The sequence below is a fragment of the Arthrobacter sp. AQ5-05 genome (assembly GCF_003287975.1).
GTDB lineage: Bacteria > Actinomycetota > Actinomycetes > Actinomycetales > Micrococcaceae > Paeniglutamicibacter.
Map to the genome: position 1 here is coordinate 1 of NZ_QMKQ01000030.1, position 17,420 is coordinate 17,420.

15 protein-coding genes are annotated in these 17,420 nt (G+C 65.8%); 6 read left to right on the forward strand and 9 right to left on the reverse strand.

Annotated elements, in window-relative coordinates:
• Positions 1-242 precede the first annotated feature (242 nt).
• The 7 genes from DQ353_RS17945 to DQ353_RS17975 all read right to left on the reverse strand — a co-directional run bounded on the left by DQ353_RS17945 (position 243) and on the right by DQ353_RS17975 (position 7,595).
• Positions 243-707 (reverse strand): DUF3817 domain-containing protein, encoded by a 465-nt coding sequence (locus DQ353_RS17945; protein WP_113764557.1) that lies wholly within the window; start codon positions 705-707, stop codon positions 243-245.
• Positions 704-1,555 (reverse strand): SURF1 family protein, encoded by an 852-nt coding sequence (locus DQ353_RS17950; protein ID WP_286166892.1) that lies wholly within the window; start codon positions 1,553-1,555, stop codon positions 704-706. Before DQ353_RS17950 ends, DQ353_RS17945 begins: the two co-directional genes overlap by 4 nt.
• Positions 1,556-1,825: 270 nt before the next feature.
• On the reverse strand, positions 1,826-2,326 hold the full coding sequence (locus DQ353_RS17955) for a PTS sugar transporter subunit IIA (RefSeq protein WP_113764559.1): 501 nt from the start codon (positions 2,324-2,326) through the stop codon (positions 1,826-1,828).
• A 240-nt stretch (positions 2,327-2,566) separates the two neighbouring features.
• On the reverse strand, positions 2,567-3,712 hold the full coding sequence (locus tag DQ353_RS17960; RefSeq protein WP_113764560.1) for a GuaB3 family IMP dehydrogenase-related protein: 1,146 nt from the start codon (positions 3,710-3,712) through the stop codon (positions 2,567-2,569).
• Positions 3,713-3,800: 88 nt separating this feature from the next.
• Positions 3,801-5,045, reverse strand: a complete 1,245-nt coding sequence (locus tag DQ353_RS17965) for a BtrH N-terminal domain-containing protein (RefSeq protein WP_113764561.1) — start codon at positions 5,043-5,045, stop codon at positions 3,801-3,803.
• 123 nt (positions 5,046-5,168) lie between these two features.
• Positions 5,169-5,981, reverse strand: coding sequence for a class I SAM-dependent methyltransferase (locus DQ353_RS17970; protein ID WP_113764562.1), 813 nt, complete (start codon positions 5,979-5,981; stop codon positions 5,169-5,171).
• A 144-nt stretch (positions 5,982-6,125) separates the two neighbouring features.
• Complete coding sequence (locus DQ353_RS17975; RefSeq protein WP_113764563.1) at positions 6,126-7,595, reverse strand: J domain-containing protein; 1,470 nt, start codon at positions 7,593-7,595, stop codon at positions 6,126-6,128.
• 330 nt (positions 7,596-7,925) lie between these two features.
• Between DQ353_RS17975 and DQ353_RS17980 the strand changes: the two genes are divergently transcribed.
• Together DQ353_RS17980 and DQ353_RS17985 are read left to right on the forward strand one after the other, a co-directional pair.
• Entirely contained in the window at positions 7,926-8,726 is an 801-nt protein-coding gene (locus DQ353_RS17980; protein ID WP_220094060.1) for a DUF427 domain-containing protein, read from the forward strand.
• Between the two features lie 235 nt (positions 8,727-8,961).
• The gene (locus tag DQ353_RS17985) at positions 8,962-9,123 is read left to right on the forward strand and encodes a hypothetical protein (protein WP_181578483.1); all 162 of its coding nucleotides are present in this window, start codon (positions 8,962-8,964) and stop codon (positions 9,121-9,123) included.
• Between the two features lie 411 nt (positions 9,124-9,534).
• On the opposite strand, the gene DQ353_RS17990 is transcribed toward DQ353_RS17985, so the two are convergent.
• Complete coding sequence (locus DQ353_RS17990; protein ID WP_113764566.1) at positions 9,535-9,747, reverse strand: hypothetical protein; 213 nt, start codon at positions 9,745-9,747, stop codon at positions 9,535-9,537.
• 230 nt (positions 9,748-9,977) lie between these two features.
• Between DQ353_RS17990 and DQ353_RS17995 the strand changes: the two genes are divergently transcribed.
• Positions 9,978-10,961 (forward strand): tetratricopeptide repeat protein, encoded by a 984-nt coding sequence (locus DQ353_RS17995; protein ID WP_113764567.1) that lies wholly within the window; start codon positions 9,978-9,980, stop codon positions 10,959-10,961.
• Positions 10,962-10,990: 29 nt separating this feature from the next.
• On the opposite strand, the gene DQ353_RS18000 is transcribed toward DQ353_RS17995, so the two are convergent.
• The gene (locus DQ353_RS18000; protein ID WP_113764568.1) at positions 10,991-12,556 is read right to left on the reverse strand and encodes a chitinase; all 1,566 of its coding nucleotides are present in this window, start codon (positions 12,554-12,556) and stop codon (positions 10,991-10,993) included.
• Between the two features lie 265 nt (positions 12,557-12,821).
• On the opposite strand from DQ353_RS18000, the gene DQ353_RS18005 reads away from it, so the two are divergent.
• The 3 genes from DQ353_RS18005 to DQ353_RS18010 are packed head-to-tail and all read left to right on the forward strand — an operon-like array spanning position 12,822 to position 17,138.
• On the forward strand, positions 12,822-15,134 hold the full coding sequence (locus tag DQ353_RS18005) for a glycosyltransferase family 2 protein (RefSeq protein WP_286166894.1): 2,313 nt from the start codon (positions 12,822-12,824) through the stop codon (positions 15,132-15,134).
• Positions 15,135-15,136: 2 nt separating this feature from the next.
• Entirely contained in the window at positions 15,137-15,598 is a 462-nt protein-coding gene (locus tag DQ353_RS21825) for a hypothetical protein (RefSeq protein ID WP_181578484.1), read from the forward strand.
• A 16-nt stretch (positions 15,599-15,614) separates the two neighbouring features.
• Entirely contained in the window at positions 15,615-17,138 is a 1,524-nt protein-coding gene (locus DQ353_RS18010; RefSeq protein ID WP_286166895.1) for a bifunctional diguanylate cyclase/phosphodiesterase, read from the forward strand.
• Positions 17,139-17,420 lie beyond the last annotated feature (282 nt).

The window sequence follows — 17,420 nt, forward strand, 5'->3', positions numbered from 1 at the left end:
GCGGCACGCAGCGCCAGCACCGCGCCGGCAAGCTGCCGGATCGCGGTGTCGGAGGGGGTCGGCCCCCTTGGGGTGCCGGTTGGCGCGGTGATGGTCATGAACCCCAGTCTGCGCCGCCCGGGCCCGGGGCGCGGCAGGGGAAACCCGATGTGGGGGGAAGCGGACCGGCAATGCACGAAGGGCGGCCAACGGATGCGTCGATGCGCATGCGTTGGCCGCCCCCGAAAGGAAGCACCGGTCCGTCAGTACCGCTTGGCGGCCTGTGGGTGCGAGGCCAGTTCGCGGTCCACCTCGCCGTGGACCTTCTTCTCCATGAAGAAGGACAGCAGCGGCACGACGCCGCCCAGGGCGATGGTGATGAAGCGGCTGAAGGGCCAGCGCATCAGCGACCACAGGCGGAAGTCGGCCAGCAGGTATACGACATACATCCAGCCGTGGATGATCAAGATGGCCAGCGAGACGTTGACGCCGTCGGTGATGTCGGCGCGGTTGACCAGGGAGACGGCGTTGGAGCTGCCGTCGAGCAGGGTGCCGCCGATGAACAGCTCCAGGCCGGCGAAGTACTTGATGATCATTTCGGCGCAGAGCAGCAGCAGCATCACGCCGGTGGCGTAGGCCAGGACCTTGTAGAAGGTGGCGGCGGAACGGATCTGGGCGGGGGTGCCGGCAAAGCGGCGCACCTTCGGGGCGGAGTTTTCTTCGGTCACAACTGGTCCTTGGGTTGGGAATCGAGCAGGTGGTGGTCGTGGTGGATCTGGCGTTGGTACACGGTGGCGGGGTCCAGGCCCGCGGCCAGTGCCGCTGCGTCGGCGATGTCTTCCTGCTGCCGGCGGAAGTCGTCGGCCACCAGCCGGTACCAGAGGAAGACCGCGAAGCCGGCAAAGACCACCCACTCGATGCCGTAGAAGATGTTCAGCCAGTTGATCTGGCGTTCCTGGGGTTGCGGGCCCACGTGCACCGGGACGAGCCCGGTGGCGGCGGCGGAAAGGTCCGCGCCGTCGGCTCCGGCCACCGTGGAGGCGACGACGAATCCGCTGTAGGAGGGCACGTCCCACACATTGATCAGCTCGGCCACCGACAGCGAGGCGTAGGCCTTCCGATCGGCGTCCTGGGAGATCGGGGCCTCGGTGGGCAGCAGGCGTCCGGTGACATCCAGGGTGCCGGTCGGGGCCGGCGCGGGGGCCGTGTCGTCGGGCTGCCAACCGCGCACCACCGGGATGGTGTTGGAACCGGGCGCGTCGGCGACCTTGAAGGCGGCGACGACCCAGTAGCCGGTCTTCCCGTCCTCGATCCGGTTCTTCACCAGGACCTGTTTGCCGGGCAGGAAGGTGCCGGTCGCGGAGACCATCTGGTCGGCCTCGCGGGCCATCAATTCGCTGACCGGCTTGATGTGGCTGGTCAGCGGAACGACCTTCTCGGTGGTGGTCACCGGGGGCGGGGCTTCGGTCTGCGAGCGGTTGAACTGCCACTGGCTCAGCAGGACGAAGCCGGTGGCAACAACGAGGGCGCCAACCAAGGCCAGGATCCAACGGGGTTTAAGGGCAGTTTTCAGCACACTCCAACCGTACGTCGGTTGGGCATCGAAGAGCCAATGGAACCACATGCGACGTTCGGACGTTCGCGCGGGCCCTGCGCCATCCGGGGCACGGCTTGGGGCGGTATCGGGTGCCGCAGGGTGCGGTTGGGCGCGGGTTCCCGCTTCGGACCGGCCCGCGGGCAGGCGCGGCCCGGTCCGGACGGCGGGGGTGGCGACGTGGCCGGGATTACAACCTTCGCGGCGGGCCCGGGGCCGGAGGCGGCCGGCGCGGCACGGGATCCGCCGGTCTCAGACGGTGGAGAAGTCGACGGTGGAGTTGACCAGTTCGGCGATGACCCCGGTGTCGTTGGCACGGCGCAGGGACTCGCGGAACGAGTCCTTGGCCAGCGAGCGGGCCAGCGCGGCGAGCATCATCAGGTGCCCGGAATAGCTCGAGGCCGGGGTGGCCAGCAGCAGCACCACGTGCGCCGGACCGTCCTTGGCCCCGAAGTCCAGTCCCTTGCCGTAGGCCATCACGCCGACGGCGATGCTGGGTGCGGCAACAAAATCGCTGCGTGCGTGGGCCAGCCCGATGCCGCCGGGGAGCCCGGTGGCCAGCTGGTGTTCGTGGCGGTGGACATCGGCCAGGAAACCGGGCAGGTCCCCGATCCGGTCGGCGGCCAGCAGCTTGCCGGCCAGGACCGCGACGGTTTCTTCCCGGGTGGGTGTCGCCATTTCAAGGACCACCAGCTCCTGCGTGGTGATTTCCGGGGCGTCGTCGCTGGCGGGCGTCGTCTGGGAGAAGGTCATGGCATCGATTCGACGGAGGTGGCGTTGGGTGTTCGGGGATGCTGCGCGCCTGGTGTGCGCCTGGTTTGTACAGTACACGGGCCCGGGCCCGGCGTGCAGCGGGGTTTGGCCCGGTCTCGATCCCCGCCAGGGACTGAACCGCGCCGCGGCGCCCGGACGCAAAACGACCGGGTCCGCGCCGCCGCCACCGCGGTGGAGAAAGGAAGCGGACCCGGTCGCCCCGGCGTGGATCACTTGGTGCTAGTCGGCCTCGTAGGGGGAAACCACGACGTCCACGCGCTGGAATTCCTTCAGGTCCGAATACCCGGTGGTGGCCATCGAACGGCGCAGTGCACCGATGAGGTTGGAGGTGCCGTTGGTGTGGTGCGAGGGGCCGAAGAGCAGCTCCTGAAGCGGTGCCACGGTGCCGACCTTCACCCGGTCCCCGCGCGGGTTGTTCTCGTGGGTGGCCTCCATGCCCCAGTGCCAGCCGGCGCCCGGTGCTTCGGCGGCGCGGGCCAGGGCGGTGCCCAGCATCACGGCGTCGGCACCCATGGCAATGGCCTTGACGATGTCGCCGCTGGTGCCCAGGCCGCCGTCGGCGATCACGTGCACGTAGCGTCCGCCGGACTCGTCCAGGTAGTCGCGGCGGGCCGCTGCGACGTTGGAGATGGCGGTGGCCATCGGCGCATGGATGCCCAGCGCGCGGCGGGTGGTGCCCGAGGCGCCGCCGCCGAAGCCGACCAGCACGCCGGCGGCGCCGGTGCGCATCAGGTGCAGGGCCGGGGTGTAGCCGGCTGCGCCGCCCACGATGACCGGGACATCGAGCTCGTAGATGAACTGCTTGAGGTTCAGCGGCTCGCGGGTCTTGGACACGTGTTCGGCCGAGACGGTGGTGCCGCGGATGACGAAGACGTCAACCCCTGCGGCAACGACGGTCTTGTAGTGTTCCTGGGTGCGCTGCGGGGTCAGCGATCCGGCCACGGTCACGCCGGATTCGCGGATCTCGGCCAGGCGTGCGGTGATCAGTTCGGGCTGGATGGGAGCTGCGTACAGTTCCTGCAGGCGCGCGGTGATGGCCGGGTCGAAGTGGCCGCCGTTGGCGGACTTCAGGGCGGCGATTTCCTCGAGGACCTTGGCCGGGTCCTCGTAGCGGGTCCAGAGGCCCTCGAGGTTCAGCACTCCCAGGCCGCCGAGCTTGCCCAGCGCGATGGCCGTGGCCGGGCTCATGACCGAGTCCATGGGGGCACCCAGGATCGGGGTCTCGAATTTGTAGGCGTCGATCTGCCAGGCCACCGACACGTCGTGCGGGTCGCGGGTGCGGCGGTTGGGAACAATCGCCACATCGTCAAGGGAGTACGCCTGGGCTGCGCGCTTGGAACGGCCGATTTCAATCTCGTAAGTCACCGCACCACCCTATCAGCACGCCGGCGGGCCGGGCCGCCCATCGGTGTGCCCCGGGCCCGCGGTGCGCCCCGCGGGCCACCGGTGCGGTTCAGCCGGCCAGGGTCCCGAGGGTATCGGCCAGCGCCTTCGCGGCACGTTCCTCGGCCGCGGCGATGACCTCCAGCTGGTCGGCGAGCACCGCGAAGTGCCCGGTGCGGTCCTGCGCCTCGATCTGCGGATCCACCAGGTCGGTGAACACGATCCAGTCCTGGGCCAGGTGCGCATAGTCGGCCGCGTGCGCGCCCAGGGCCTCGAGGCCCGGCAGCCCGGAGGCCTCGGCGAGGAAGTCGGCGTATTGCCCGCGCAGGGCACCCACGCCGCCGAAGCGGGTGTCGGTGAGGAACCCCAGGATCTGGTTCAGGCCCGATTCCAGGCGTGCGGGGTCCTCGAAGATCCGCGTCCAGCCCTTCTTGGTGGTGGCGTCGCGCAGGCGCTCGGCCCAGTTGTTCATTCCCGCGACGCCGAAGTTCTTGGCGAAGTGCGCCGGGATGCCCTCCAGCTCGGAAGTGCCCAGCAGGCGCCCGGTGGTCTGCGCGACGGCCTCGCGCACGGAGGCGGCCAGGGCCGCGGCGTCGGGCCCGGTGCGCTCCGGGATCCAGGCCTGCCAGTGCTTGTCCTTCTTGCGCCGGGAACGGGCCAAGGCCAGGTCCTCGGGCGAAATCGGGGTCAGCGAGCCGGAGCCGTCGTCGATCAGCAGGTCGTCTCCGTGTTCGCCGACCACGACCAGGTCGATGGAGTCCGATTCCTCCACGGCATCGGCGTCGATCCACGGCAGCGCGGCCACGGATGCGCGCACGACCACCGCGCGTCCGGCATCCAGCCCGGCGTCGAGGTAGTCGGCGGCCAGCCGGGCGCTGCCGGTGGTGCGCTCCATGGCCTTGGCCCCGCAGCGGGCCAAGAGGTTTGCGGTGTACGGCTCGGGGTGCGCCCGGGTGACGATGGTTGCCGTGGTCACGTCCTCGTAGACGAAGGTGAAAACCATGAATCCGATGCCGCCGGCCAGCCCCGCCAGCAGCGCCTCGCTCATCGGCTCGCCGGTCAGCGGGTGCTTCACCCCTGCCTGGGTGAGCACCCGGTGCCACAGCCCGGCGTCGTACTGCAGGACGTTCCCGGGTGCCGGGTACTCGGGCAGCTCGGCTTCCTGGGCCGCGGCGGCGGCGTCGGCGGCATCCTGGGCGCTGGCCGGGCGGTTGGGCTTCGCGGACAGGATCGCCTTGCGGGCGGTGGTGTAGCTCTCACCGGTGCGATCCATGCGGGCGCGGGTGAGTTTCTTCAGGTTCTTCGGCTGGGCCACGGTGTGCTCCTTAGGTGTTGCGTGCGCGCATCGGCGCGGGTGGTCCCGCACGCCAGGGGGGCAGCGCCAGTGAAACATTCTACGTGGGGGCACGCCAGACCCGGGCCGCGCGCGCCGGGCCCCTCACGCGCCCGAGCGCACCGAGACCAGCAGGCGCGGAGCCACGGCACCGGATTTCATCGCCGCGGCCACGTTGCCCAGCCGATCCACCGGGTCGGTGCCCAGCAGGATCGGGGCGCCCAGCGGCGTCGCGGGGCCCTTGCCGGGCCCCGGCATTGACGCCAGCACCGCCGCGGTGCGGTCCTCGTCGGTCCCGGGCGTGAATCCGGCCACACGCAGGTGCCGGTGGTACGCCTCGGAGGGTTCCACGTAGGACGAAGAGGCAGCGTCGGCCCACGGCATCGGATAGTCCAGGGCGTTGGTTCCCATCAGGTCGTAGATTGCGAACACTCCCCCGGGGCGCAGCAGCCGGTACACCTCGGCGAACACCGCGGGCTTGTTCTCCAGGTTCATGCCCACGTGCAGCATGGTCGCCGCGTCGAAGGAGCCCGACGGCAGGTTGGTGGCCTGTACCGGGGCCAGCAGCATCGTGATGGACCCGGCCATGGAGCAGGCGGCATTCAGCTCCCGGGCCAGCAGCACGAACTCCTCGGTGACATCGACCCCGGTGACCACCGCGCCGAGCTGCGCGAAGCGGCGCGCCGGGCCCCCGATGCCGGCCCCCACGTCCAGCACCCGGGTCCCGAGCCCGATGCCGGCCGCCCGGGCCACCTCCGCCGTGGCGTTGGCACCGCCGGAGTGGAACTGGTCGGCATCGCCCAGGTCGCCAGGAAGCAGCACCTCCGGTTCCTTCCCGGCGCTGCGCAGCGCCGCGTAGAGCCGCTCGCGCAGGTTCCCGGAGGTGTAGTGCCTGATGGATTGGTCGGTGTCGCTCATCGTGGGCTCCTTGGGGCCGGACGGGGCTCCATCCCGCCTCTCGCGGCATGCTGTGCCCAACGCCTGCCCCCATGATAAACCCGGGACAAAGCGGCCGTCACCGGTGGTTCATACCCGATTCCCGCCGAGGCCAAGGAGGGGAAGTCATGGGGCACCGAAGTCGTTGACCAGTCGCGTGAGCGCCACCCGGTCCACGATGTGTGCCTGACCGTCGCCGAGCCAGTCCCCGGCCTCCTGGAGAAACGCGGCCGCCGTAGCCAGCCGCGGATTTGCTCCGGTGGCCCGGTTGTTGGTCAGCACCGCCGCACCGCCCATCGGGTGGAACACCGACCAGCCGCGCACCTGGAGCTGGGGAAACCGGGCGCGGTATTCCTCCACGGCGCCAGGGAAGGGATGGGACAGGAATACCGGGGCCTCGCCGGGCAGCTTGCACACCAGCTGGTTTTCCCACCAGTAGTAATGTCCCCCGGGACAGAATCGCGAGTCGATCAGGGCCAACCTGTCCCCGCACAGCACGGCGTGGCCGATGTGCAGCTCCGGGTTCCCGGGGAAGGACAAACCGGCCAGGGTCCTGGCACCGGGAAGGACGTACAGTGTTTCGAGCAGCTGGCCGGTGAGCAGCTCCGCGATCTTCCCCGGGTGGATGCCGCCGTTGCCGGCAGCATCCCCACCATCGGAAGCGCCCAGGTCCCAGTGGTTGTAGCCGGTGATTTCCTCGAGGCCCAGCAACTCCTTGGCCGCCGGGCGACGGGGCCGGGTGGCGCTGGCGCGCAGGATCTCGACGGTCAGCAGATACAGGCCCAGCCAGCCGATGGCCGCAAGCATTCCCGCGCGCCCGTCGACGAGCGCCGGTACCAGGATCCCTCCGGCGAAGCCAAGGAACAACAGGTAGCGCACCAGACCGCGTCCGCGGGCTCGGGCCCTGGCCCAGCCGCCGGCCAGTGCCGCCACCGGAACCAACAGCACCAGCAGTGCGATCCTCCACCAGGCCGGCGAGTCGCTGCCGGCCACGATGCCCGCCACGAAGAGGCCCGCAAGAATGATGTTGAGTTCCAGCAGGAACCAGGCGAGGAACCGCAAGGGGCCTGCCCTCCGGGCGGATCCGTCGCGGATCCCCAACGGCGGGTAGTCGCGGGTGTACCAATCCATCGCGGTCGGGTCGATCCGGTTGCGTTCAAAGACGTTGAAACCGGCGAGGCTTGCCGGGTCCCGAGACTCGAACCATTTCTCCCTGGCCCGGGCCGCCGCCTCGGCACGGGCCCTGGCCTCGGCGCGAACGCGGTCTCGCTCACGGTCTCGCTGTTTCTTGGCCGCAGCATCCGCGGCCGCCGCTGCGGCAATCCGGGCTTCCGCTTCCGCACCGGCCCGGGCTTCGGCGGTCCGGCGCGTTTGCTCGGCATTCGCCTGGCCGGCGAGCGCGGCGTCGTAGGCGGCTCGCAGCCTTTCATCGGCCAACACCCGCAGGGCCTCGTTCAACGACTTGGCCATCGAGTCGGTGGCGCCACCGGCATCCGGGTGGTGTTCACGCATCAGGGCCCGGTGGGCCGCCCTGATCACCGCCGCCGGTGCCGTGGTGCTCACGCGCAGCACGTCGTAGTGGTTGGCGGCGCTCATGTGGCTGCCCCGCCACGGCCGAAGAATCGCATATCCAACACGACGCCCCCAATCCACCGTTCGTGGTCCCCAAGACCAACGAGCTGCATCCGTGATGTCCACCCGAACCTACCAACAAGTCGCCGATTTGTTTAGGGTTGCGCCCCCGCAGGCAGCTGGCCCATGAGGGTGCCCAACGGCTCCCGCATTTCGCGAGCATTTTCCAAATGAGGCACGGACCCCATTTCGCGAGCACTTTTCATGAGTCTCGCCGGACCCCATTTCGCGAGCACTTTTCATGAGTCTCGCCGTGCCCTTGACCGCGGGAAGGGGCGCGCGCATACTGGCGCCGTGGCCACCCGTATTTCGCACCTGATCAATGCCGCGCTGCCCGAGTTGCGGTACGAACCCACCGCCAAGCGCGTGCGGGCAAGCCTCGGTGGCGCCCCGGTCCTTGACTCGGTCTCCGCAGTGCTTTTGTGGGAGCCACGGCCCGTCGTGCCGATCTATGCGGTCCCCGAATCCGATGTGCTGGCCCAGCTGTCCGTGTCCACCGCCATCGTCCCCGCGGGCCCCGTCGAGGCCAAGGTCCTTACCCCGGAGGACGCCTTCGCACTGCACACCACCAAGGGAACGGTGCTGGATGTCGAGGTTGCCGGGCGCACGCTTTCGGCCGCGGCCTTCCGGCTGTCGGACCCCGGATTGCCGGGCATCGTCGCCTTCGACTTCCGCTCATTCGACTGGCTGGAGGAGGATGGGCCCATCGATGCGCACCCGCGCGATCCCTTCAAGCGGGTCGATATCCTCGCCTCGAGCAGGCACGTGCGCGTGGAGCTTGAGGGCATGTTGCTGGCCGAGTCCAGGCACCCGCGAATGCTCTTTGAGACACACGTGCCCGCGCGCTACTACGTGCAGCCGAGCGAGGTGGCGTGGGATGCGCTGGTGGCCACCAACAGCTCCAGCAAATGCCCCTACAAGGGCACGGCCAACTACTGGGCTCCGGCCAGCGGCGGCCGGGACGTGGCGTGGAGCTACGCGAACCCGCTGCCCGAGGCCGCCGCGATCGCCGGGCTGCTGTGCTTCTACAACGAGCGCACGGATTACATCGTCGACGGGCACCGCCTGCCGCGCCCGCAGACCCCGTTCGGGTAGGGGTCCGCTCCGTGCCAGGCACCGCTGTTGTCGGGCTGGCGGTGCTCGTGCCACCAGCCGGCCCCGCACCGATGTCCGAATCCCGGCGGCGAGCTGGGGACCCGACCACGAATGATATTCATCCCGCTGCTTCGCCGCGTTCGAGCCGAAAAAAGAACCGCGCGTCCGCTTCGCCGCAATCCTCGCTGTCTCCTATTTGGTGGCCTTGGTGCTGGTTGCGGTCTGGCCCACACCCGTGGGCTCGCCATTCGCCTCGGATCTGTCCGGTGCTCTGGCATGGCTCCACGTCCACGGCCTGCCGTCGACCATTGGCTACAACGCCGTGGAGTTCGGGGCAAACATCGTGCTGTTCATTCCGCTGGACTGCATGGCCGGTTCACTCGCACGTGGATCGTAGTGGCGTGGCCTCCACTTGCGGCAGGTCCTACGGTCTTCTGCTTCATCGAGCTCGGGTAGGCGCTGCTGCAGCCCGGCAGCGCCCCTCGGTGCTCGATATCGGGGCCAACACGTTCGGGGCGGCTCTTGGAATCGGGGTGTCCGGGCTCCTGCGTCCGGCGCGCTCGTGCCGGAGCGGGCTCCGGGGTGTCCGGGGCGGGCACCGGCCTCGGCTTGGATCTGGTTCCTGGCACCGGAGTTGCAAACGGCGCGATGGGTTGTGGAATCCAGGAGGGGCAAAACCATCCGGTCGATCGGGGAGCCATGTTTCTGACCGCCCCCCCGAGACAAGACCAAGCGCAGGCGGCGGACCCATCGGCCCACCGCCCACCTCACGCGTCCATGGCGAGAGTCCTCCCCTGGTAGGCCGGAGCTACAGCGGCCAGTTGTTGTTCTTGGCGATGGAGCTAGTGCCGGTGCTGTCATTGAGCGTCACGTCGACCAAGGGCCAGTTGTTGTTTCCACCCAAAGTCTTGGAGATGCCGATGCTCTGCACCGATACGCCGTCGGGCTGCACGGCACCGCCAACAACAACCGCACCGGCAATCAGCACGGCAGCAAGGGCCGAACCAAGGATCTTCTTCATGTGTTCTCCGTCTCATAGAATGTTCGGGCGAGTGAGCGGGGTCGTGCCCATCATGCCCGCACCCTGGAACGGGCCGGCAACCCCCCGCTGTCATTCTAACGCTCACCTGTTGTTTTGAGGCGGAATTCATCATCATGTTTCCAGGGAAAAGGAGTCCGCACGAGTTCCAGGGAGCCGTGCGGAGGAAAACCAGCTACACGGCGTCGGGCCGATGCAGCATAATAGAGGGTATGTCCAGCCCTCATTTCGAAGCACTGGCCGCGAAGGCGGAAGCGCACCACCGCAGGATCCGGAATTCGGGAGACCAGCAGCAGGTGCTTGAGGCCGCCCGCGAATGTGCCGGTATCTATGCCGCCATGGGCGACCGGGTGAAGGAATCCGATTTCCTTTACGACATGGGGAAAAGCCAGGTCTTGACCGGTGCCTATGCAGCAGCCTTCGAGACAGCGGGACGTCTACTGGCCTTCGCCCGGACGGACGGCGACCCGGTGTTCAAGGCCCAGGTCTTGATCCTGCGTGCAGCAGCCCTTCGCAACCAATCACGACATGAAGAAGCAGTGGACACCGCCCGACTGGCGCTGGACGTCATGGCAAACGTCCAAGACAGCTACGATGCGCGGGCCGAGGTCTACCAGGGGATCATTGCGTGCTTGGTCGAGGCTGACCAGATCGTCGAGGCGTGGGTCCTGCACAACCAGTTGTCCGCCACATTGGAACATGTCGAGGACACCTTGCTGGCCGGACAGGGTTTTTGGACCCTGGGCAACCTCGCGTTCGCGACGGACCAGGTGGATGAGGGAGTCGCCTACCACCAGTTGGCGACCGATCGGCTTCAACAGGTCAACGACATCCACATGTGGGCCCGGTTCAACAACGCCAGCGCCGATGTCCAGCTGCAGGCCGGAGTCGCCAGCCAGCGCACCGAGGACTGCATTGCCCGAGCCCAGCTTGCCTACGACATCATCGGAGGCAGCCCCGTGGAGCTCCTGGGACTGGCCGGCACCCGTGCCAAATGGTATATGGCCAACGGGAGGCTTGAGGAAGCGTCCCGTTTGTTGCAAAATGCGGTGGCGGAAGCATACGGCACCGGGGCGCCGGAGGACGCGTCCGTGCACGTGCTTTGGTCACAAATCCTCCACGCGTTGGGACGCACACACGCGGCGGAGCGGGAAAGCGAGCGCGCGGTCCGGATCGAAAGGTCAGCAGGCTGCTGACCCTAGCCGGCACCGGGTCGTCGCGCCGGTCAGGAAGCCTTCTGGGATTCCAGAATGATCGATTTGACCTGTTCGTTGCTCAAACGGGACCATGGCGAATCCGCGGAGCCCTGGATGGCGGCTTCGGGGTTCTCGGTCTTGTTCCACCATTTGGACTCGAAGATCCTACCGTCGAAAACAATCCGGTCGCCCTTATCGTAGACCTTGTCCGAGGACCACGCCGGATAGATCCCCTGGGGAATTGCGATGGGTTCCTCGGGCTTGTCCCCGGGAAGCACCGGGCCAATCAGGATCCATGCGGTGGCTCCTGCATCGCTTGCCGGAAGGTCCGGCGCCTCGCCCTTGCTCCACCACTTGGACTCGTAGACATTGCCGCGCCACACAATGCGCTCAGCTTTCGGGTAGGCCGCTTCGCTGTTCCAAATCGGGTACGGGCTCTTCGCGGGGTCATCGACAATCGCTGTCTCCATGGGAGCGGCGATGGGCGCGGGGTTGGAATTCAACGCGGTGGCCGGTGAAACCAAATCCGCCGAAAGCGTCCGGGCAAAGGCCCCATCCTCCTGGGCGGTACCGCTGCAGTTGTTCGACACCCGCTGAAGATCGGGGAAGTTCGGCCCGCAGTCCATGTCCCTGTTGGCCGACCACATCGAGATCCTGCCGATGCCATTGGCGACGGCAAATGCCTTCAACGCACCGGCATCGTCCAAAGTGAACACCTCTCCAAGGAGGTCGTTCTGCCCGATCATAGGTGTGAGTCCGATCTTGGCCCACAGCGTCTGGTCTCCGAGTTGCCGACCCTGCTGCTCGTACAGCGCCTTCAATTGCCGATGGGCGCTGCCTGCCCCCTGCTCGGCGGCCGCCGACATGCTCTGCCCGGTGGCGCGGGTACTTCCGAAGTTCATGGTCATGAGGTTCACGCCTGCCAGGTCGACGCCGCTCTCGAGAAGCCGCTTGACCTCGCCGAGGCCGGACTCGGTCAATCCCCTTGTGTCCACGGGAAGGGTCACCCACACTTCCAAGGGTTTTCCCTTTTCCGTGGCGCGGTTCTGGAGTGCTGCCACCGCGGAGCCGCGTCGCAGGGAGGCCGCGGAATCCTCGAGGTCGTTTCCTTCGACATCCAGATCGAGCGTGGTCGAGTCGTATCGCTCAAGGAACGACTCGTACCCGGCGATGATCTTCTGCTCATCCGTGCAGGCGGTGGCAAGTTCGTCGTTGTTTAACCCACCGCTGGAAATGACGATTTCGCCACCTTGTTCGCGCACCCGGGCAACTTTGCGGTCCAGGTCGAACGTTTCGTTGGCGCCATCCATGCTGTAGTAGCCACCCCAGGAGTTTGCGCAGGAGTTTTTGGGATCGGCCACGGCGAACCCCAGGACCACGCGTTCCCCCGGTGCAATATTCTCGGCGATCGGATAGAACGGCGTTGACGTCGCGTCCACGTATGATCCGTACCAGCGACCCGTGTCGGCCGCCGTGGCCGAATCGCGAGTCGTGTTCCAGTAGTACGTTCCGGCTGCCAACAGTCCGGCGATTGTTAAGGCAAGAACCGTTACACGGAGCCAGGAAAGGCGTTTGCCCTCGGTCAAGGTAGACACATCAATCTCAATTCATGACAAACATCGGCTCTCGGGGAGCAGCTGCAACGCTGAGGTGCATTTGTCCCAGAGTAAACCATCAAAGTAAAGCGAATTTCATCGCATGGAAACTGGGGTCCGACCTGCCCCAAGGATTCTAAGTCTTATCGATAGGCGTAATTAAGATCACGGATGAATCTTACGCTATGCTCAGTTTCGGAATGCATCGGGGGTTTTTGACCCGCTTGGTGCTGATGCAAGCTGCTGGGGAGCGAATCATTTGAATATCACCGATACAACTGCGCACACGGATCAGCCTGATCTTCGCAAGCGGCAATGGGGAGCGGAAAAACGTTCCGAGCCGCTGTCGATAGTCCATCCGATTCCATCGCGCGTCAAGCTGGCGTGGGGACGCATAGCCATCGTCACCACCATTCTCGCGTGGATCGGCTACGTCATCAGCACCATCATGCGGCAGCTGGTCGACAACCCCGACGCCGGCTTTCGCTTCAGGTTCGAGGCCGCCATGTACCTTGCGGTTGTCACCTTCCTGACGTTCTCCGCGTTAATGTATCTCGTCGCCAGGCAGGGTGCACTGCTGCGCTTCTCGCGACACCGACGCGTGCCCCGCGGCGAACTGGACCGGCACTTCCGTTCCTACGACAAATCCATTACGACATTGGTCCCCAGCTATGCAGAGGAACCGACCGTGGTCAGGAAGACCCTGTGGTCCGTTGCCTTGCAGGAGTTCACCAATCTGCAGGTCGTGTTGCTCGTGGACGACAACCCCTACCCCATGAATCCGGAGGTCCTGGCAAAGCTGCAGGAGACCCGTTCACTGGCCTCGGATATCCAAGCGTCACTGAAAAAACCCTTGGACGCCGCGCAAGAGTTCCGCACCCTATTCGACCGACAGCGCGAGGCCGGGGCCGCCGAGGCCCAAATGCTCGCCACCACAGCAAGCGCCTACGAAGCTGCAGCGGCATGGCTCGAAGACATGGCCGCCGCGGAAAAGGTCGAGGACCACGTCGATGAGTTCTTTGTTGATTCGGTCATCATGGGCCTGGCGCGCGAGCTGCGTCTGACGCTGCTGGCTTTGAACGCGGCTGCTGCTCAGCACACTTCGCCCTCCAGCGACCGGCTGGAGGAATTCCACTTGCGCTTGGAACGCATCTTCTCCGTGCAGATGCATTCCTTTGAACGCAAGAAGTATGCAAACCTCTCGCAGGCGGTGAACAAGGCAATGAACTTGAACGCCTATATCTCCCTCATGGGCCAAAAGTGGCTTGTTGACAACCGAGGCGACGTGCAGGTTCTGCGCGCCCTGGACCCGGGACAGGACCTTTCCGACACGGATGAGGTCCTGGACATCCCGGATTCCGGGTATCTGCTGACCCTCGACGCGGACTCGCTGCTGCTGCGCGACTATTGCCTGCGCTTGGTCTATTTCCTGGAGTCCGAGGAAAATTCGCGCGTGGCCGTGACCCAAACGCCCTATTCCTCGTTCCGCGGGGCGCCGACTCGCATCGAGCGACTGGCCGGAGCCACTACCGACGTGCAACACATCCTGCATCAGGGCAAGACGCATTACAACGCCACCTTCTGGGTGGGTGCCAACGCCGTGATCCGCAAGCAGGCGCTGCTGGACATCTGCCAGAAAGCCACCGTGGGCGGGTATGAAATCCATACCTACATCCAAGACCGGACCGTCATCGAGGACACGGAGTCGAGCATCGACCTCGGCACCCAAGGCTGGACCTTGTCCAACTACCCCGAGCGGCTCAGCTACAGCGCGACGCCCCCGGACTTCGGCTCATTGGTGGTACAACGACGCCGCTGGGCCAACGGCGGCCTGTTGATCCTGTCGAAGTTCGTCCGCCAGATCAGCGAGCGCAAACGCCGCAACGAACGCGTCGGGTTGCGGGAGGTGCTGCTGCGGGTCAACTACATGGCATCGATTGCCTGGGCCAGCATTGGCTTGATCTTCCTCCTGGCCTACCCCTATGACGGGCGTTTGCTCAGCCCATTGATCTTTGCCGCGGCACTTCCCTATTTCATCGCCATGGGAAGCGATCTTCGGGACTGTGGGCATCGCTTCAGCGATATCTTCCGGATCTACGGGTTCAATCTGATCCTCCTGCCGGTCAATATGGCCGGCGTGCTCAAGTCGACCGAACAGGCCTTCACCGGCGAGAAGATCCCCTTCGTCAGAACCCCCAAGGTCCGCAACCGCACCGCCTCGCCAGGGCTCTACGTGGCCATCCCCTACCTGATCGTCGTTTTTTCGATCTTCACCATGTGGCGGGATTTCCAGAACAGCAATTGGGGCAACGTGGCCTTCGCGGCACTGAACACCGTGCTGGCCCTCTACGCCATCCGTGCCTACATCGGTTTCAAGAATTCCATCGTCGACATGACCCTGGGCCTGGTCAATTGGCTGTTTGTCCCGCCGCGGAAGGCCAAGGCCGCTGCTGTCGCCTATCCCGTGGCCACGCCGGAAAACACCGATTGGTCTACATTGCTGTATCAGGGCGACCGCCGGCTGGACCGCGACCTGCGCGGCGGCGGCGATCGCCGCAAGAGGATCGGGGTGAAGTAGCCGTGAGCACCCCTCCGCTTCTCGAAATGGTCTCCGGGCAGGCCGATCCTGCCCGGGACGCTGCCCCGCCGCCGGAAGCCCCGGGACAGACACCTGTGTGGACCATCGACAACGAACGTGCCGAGCTCACGCTTGTCGGCTCCGAATTACTCGAGGCCAAGTTCCATCCGGGCACCGTGCTGACACTCGAAACGGCCCGCGAGCTTTGGGGCCTCGCGGACGCGCATCTCGAGCGGAAGATCAAGTACCTGATCGTTGACCTGTGCGGCCTGGACGGCGTGAAGGCCGATGCCACGGCCATGCTCGATCCCATGACCGATGGGATACGCGTGGCGCTGCTGGGAACAGGACCTGCGGATCGGGTTCTGGCCAGGTTCTTCATGCGCAGCTTCAATCCGGCGCGGCAGTTCACCTATGTCGAAAGCCGGCAGGACGCGCTGGCTTTCCTATTCGAACTTGTCTGACCGCGGGTCCACGGATATGGACGACTCCCGCATTCCCCGCATCGTCGATGCCATTCTCCGGATCGCGGACATGGACTTTGACACCCTGCTGCATCCCAGCAGCAGGCGCGACGAGATCGATGCCATCATCATGGGGATCAATGCAATGGCCTCGGACCTGGAGACGACGTATTCCTCGCTCGATCGCCGGGTGGCCGAACGCACCGCACTGCTCGAGGCGGCCCGCGACCAGATGGCGTTGTTGGCCTATACGGACCCGCTGACCGGGTTAGCCAACCGTTCGGCCTTGATGGAAGAACTCGGGACGACGCTCAAGGAATTCGGCACGGGCACGCCCGCACCCATCCTGATGCTCCTAGACCTGGACGCCTTCAAGAGTATCAACGACACTTATGGTCATGCGATGGGCGACAAGGTCCTGTGCCAGCTGGCCGAGAGGCTGCGCGGCTGCGTGCGCGCCGACGACATCGTCGCGCGCCTGGGCGGCGACGAATTCGCCATCATGGTGCGCGCACCGGAGCACACCGCCCTCACCGTTGGCCGACGCATCGTCGCGGCGATGAACCAGGACATGGTCATCGACGACATCCACCTGAGCCCGGGGGCCAGCATGGGCATTGCCAGGACCACGGCGGCCCACTCCCCCGACGGCCTAGTCCTCGAGGCGGACACCGCCATGTACGTGGCCAAGCGCTCCGGCACCGAAAAGGTCGTCGAATTCGAACCGTTCATGCTTTTTGAGCGACGTGAAAAGGCGGAGATGCTCTCGGACCTTAGGAAGGCGCTGGGCACCAGCGAGTTCTTCCCCGTCTACCAGCCGGTCGTCTCCCTTCAGGACGAAGGAATCGTCGGGGCCGAGGCCCTGGTGCGGTGGCGTCGCACGGGGCACGGCTTGGTAGTGCCGGACCAGTTCCTGCCCGCCGCCGAGGAAGCGGGAATGATCGGCAAGCTGACCGAGTACCTGCTCGACCGCACGTTGAGCGACGTGAAAAAGTGGCGTGTGGCTAGAATCGTGGGCGAGGACTTCAGGGTTCATCTCAATGTCACGTCGCGTGAATTGCATAGCCTGGGCTTTGCCGACGAGGTTCGCAGAGCCTTGCGCCACCATGCACTACCGGCAACCGTGCTGGCACTGGAAATCACCGAGAACAATTTAATGTCAGACGACAACCTGCACCGCTATACCTTGCTGGCCTTGGCGAAGATGGGGGTTGAAGTCTTTATCGACGACTTCGGCACCGGTTATTCTTCTATCAGCTATTTGCGACAGTTGCCCGTGGCCGGAGCCAAGATCGACAAGTCACTCGTTGACGACATTGCCGTGAACCCGAAGCAGGAATCATTCCTTCGTGCCATCTCCGACCTGATTGCGGCTTGTGAGCTTGAGTGCATCGTCGAAGGCGTGGAAACTGCCGAGCAGGCGGAAAAGCTCAGGGCCATGGGATTCACCACCGTGCAGGGATTCCACTATGCCTTTCCGATGGACTACACCGCCTTCGAGAACCTGTTGGCCGTGCGCCGCCAAGCGCCCACGTCATGACAGTTCCGCCACAGCACACCATATGCCAGTGCCCCGGCCGCCGATGAGTTCCACGTGCGCCGCGGCAGGGTCCTTCTTCAGGCCCGCGACCATGTCCAGCACGCCCCGTAGAACCATAGCGGGACCGGCACCAGGGCACTCGCCGCCGGAATCTGGGCACCGGAGAGACCGTGGACACCACCACAGCCACTTGCAGCAACCGGGCGGAGAGCGAAAATGTCTGGGAACCGAATGTTGCCGAGATGCGTGACCCAGTCGACACCATCATGTGCCGGTTGACGG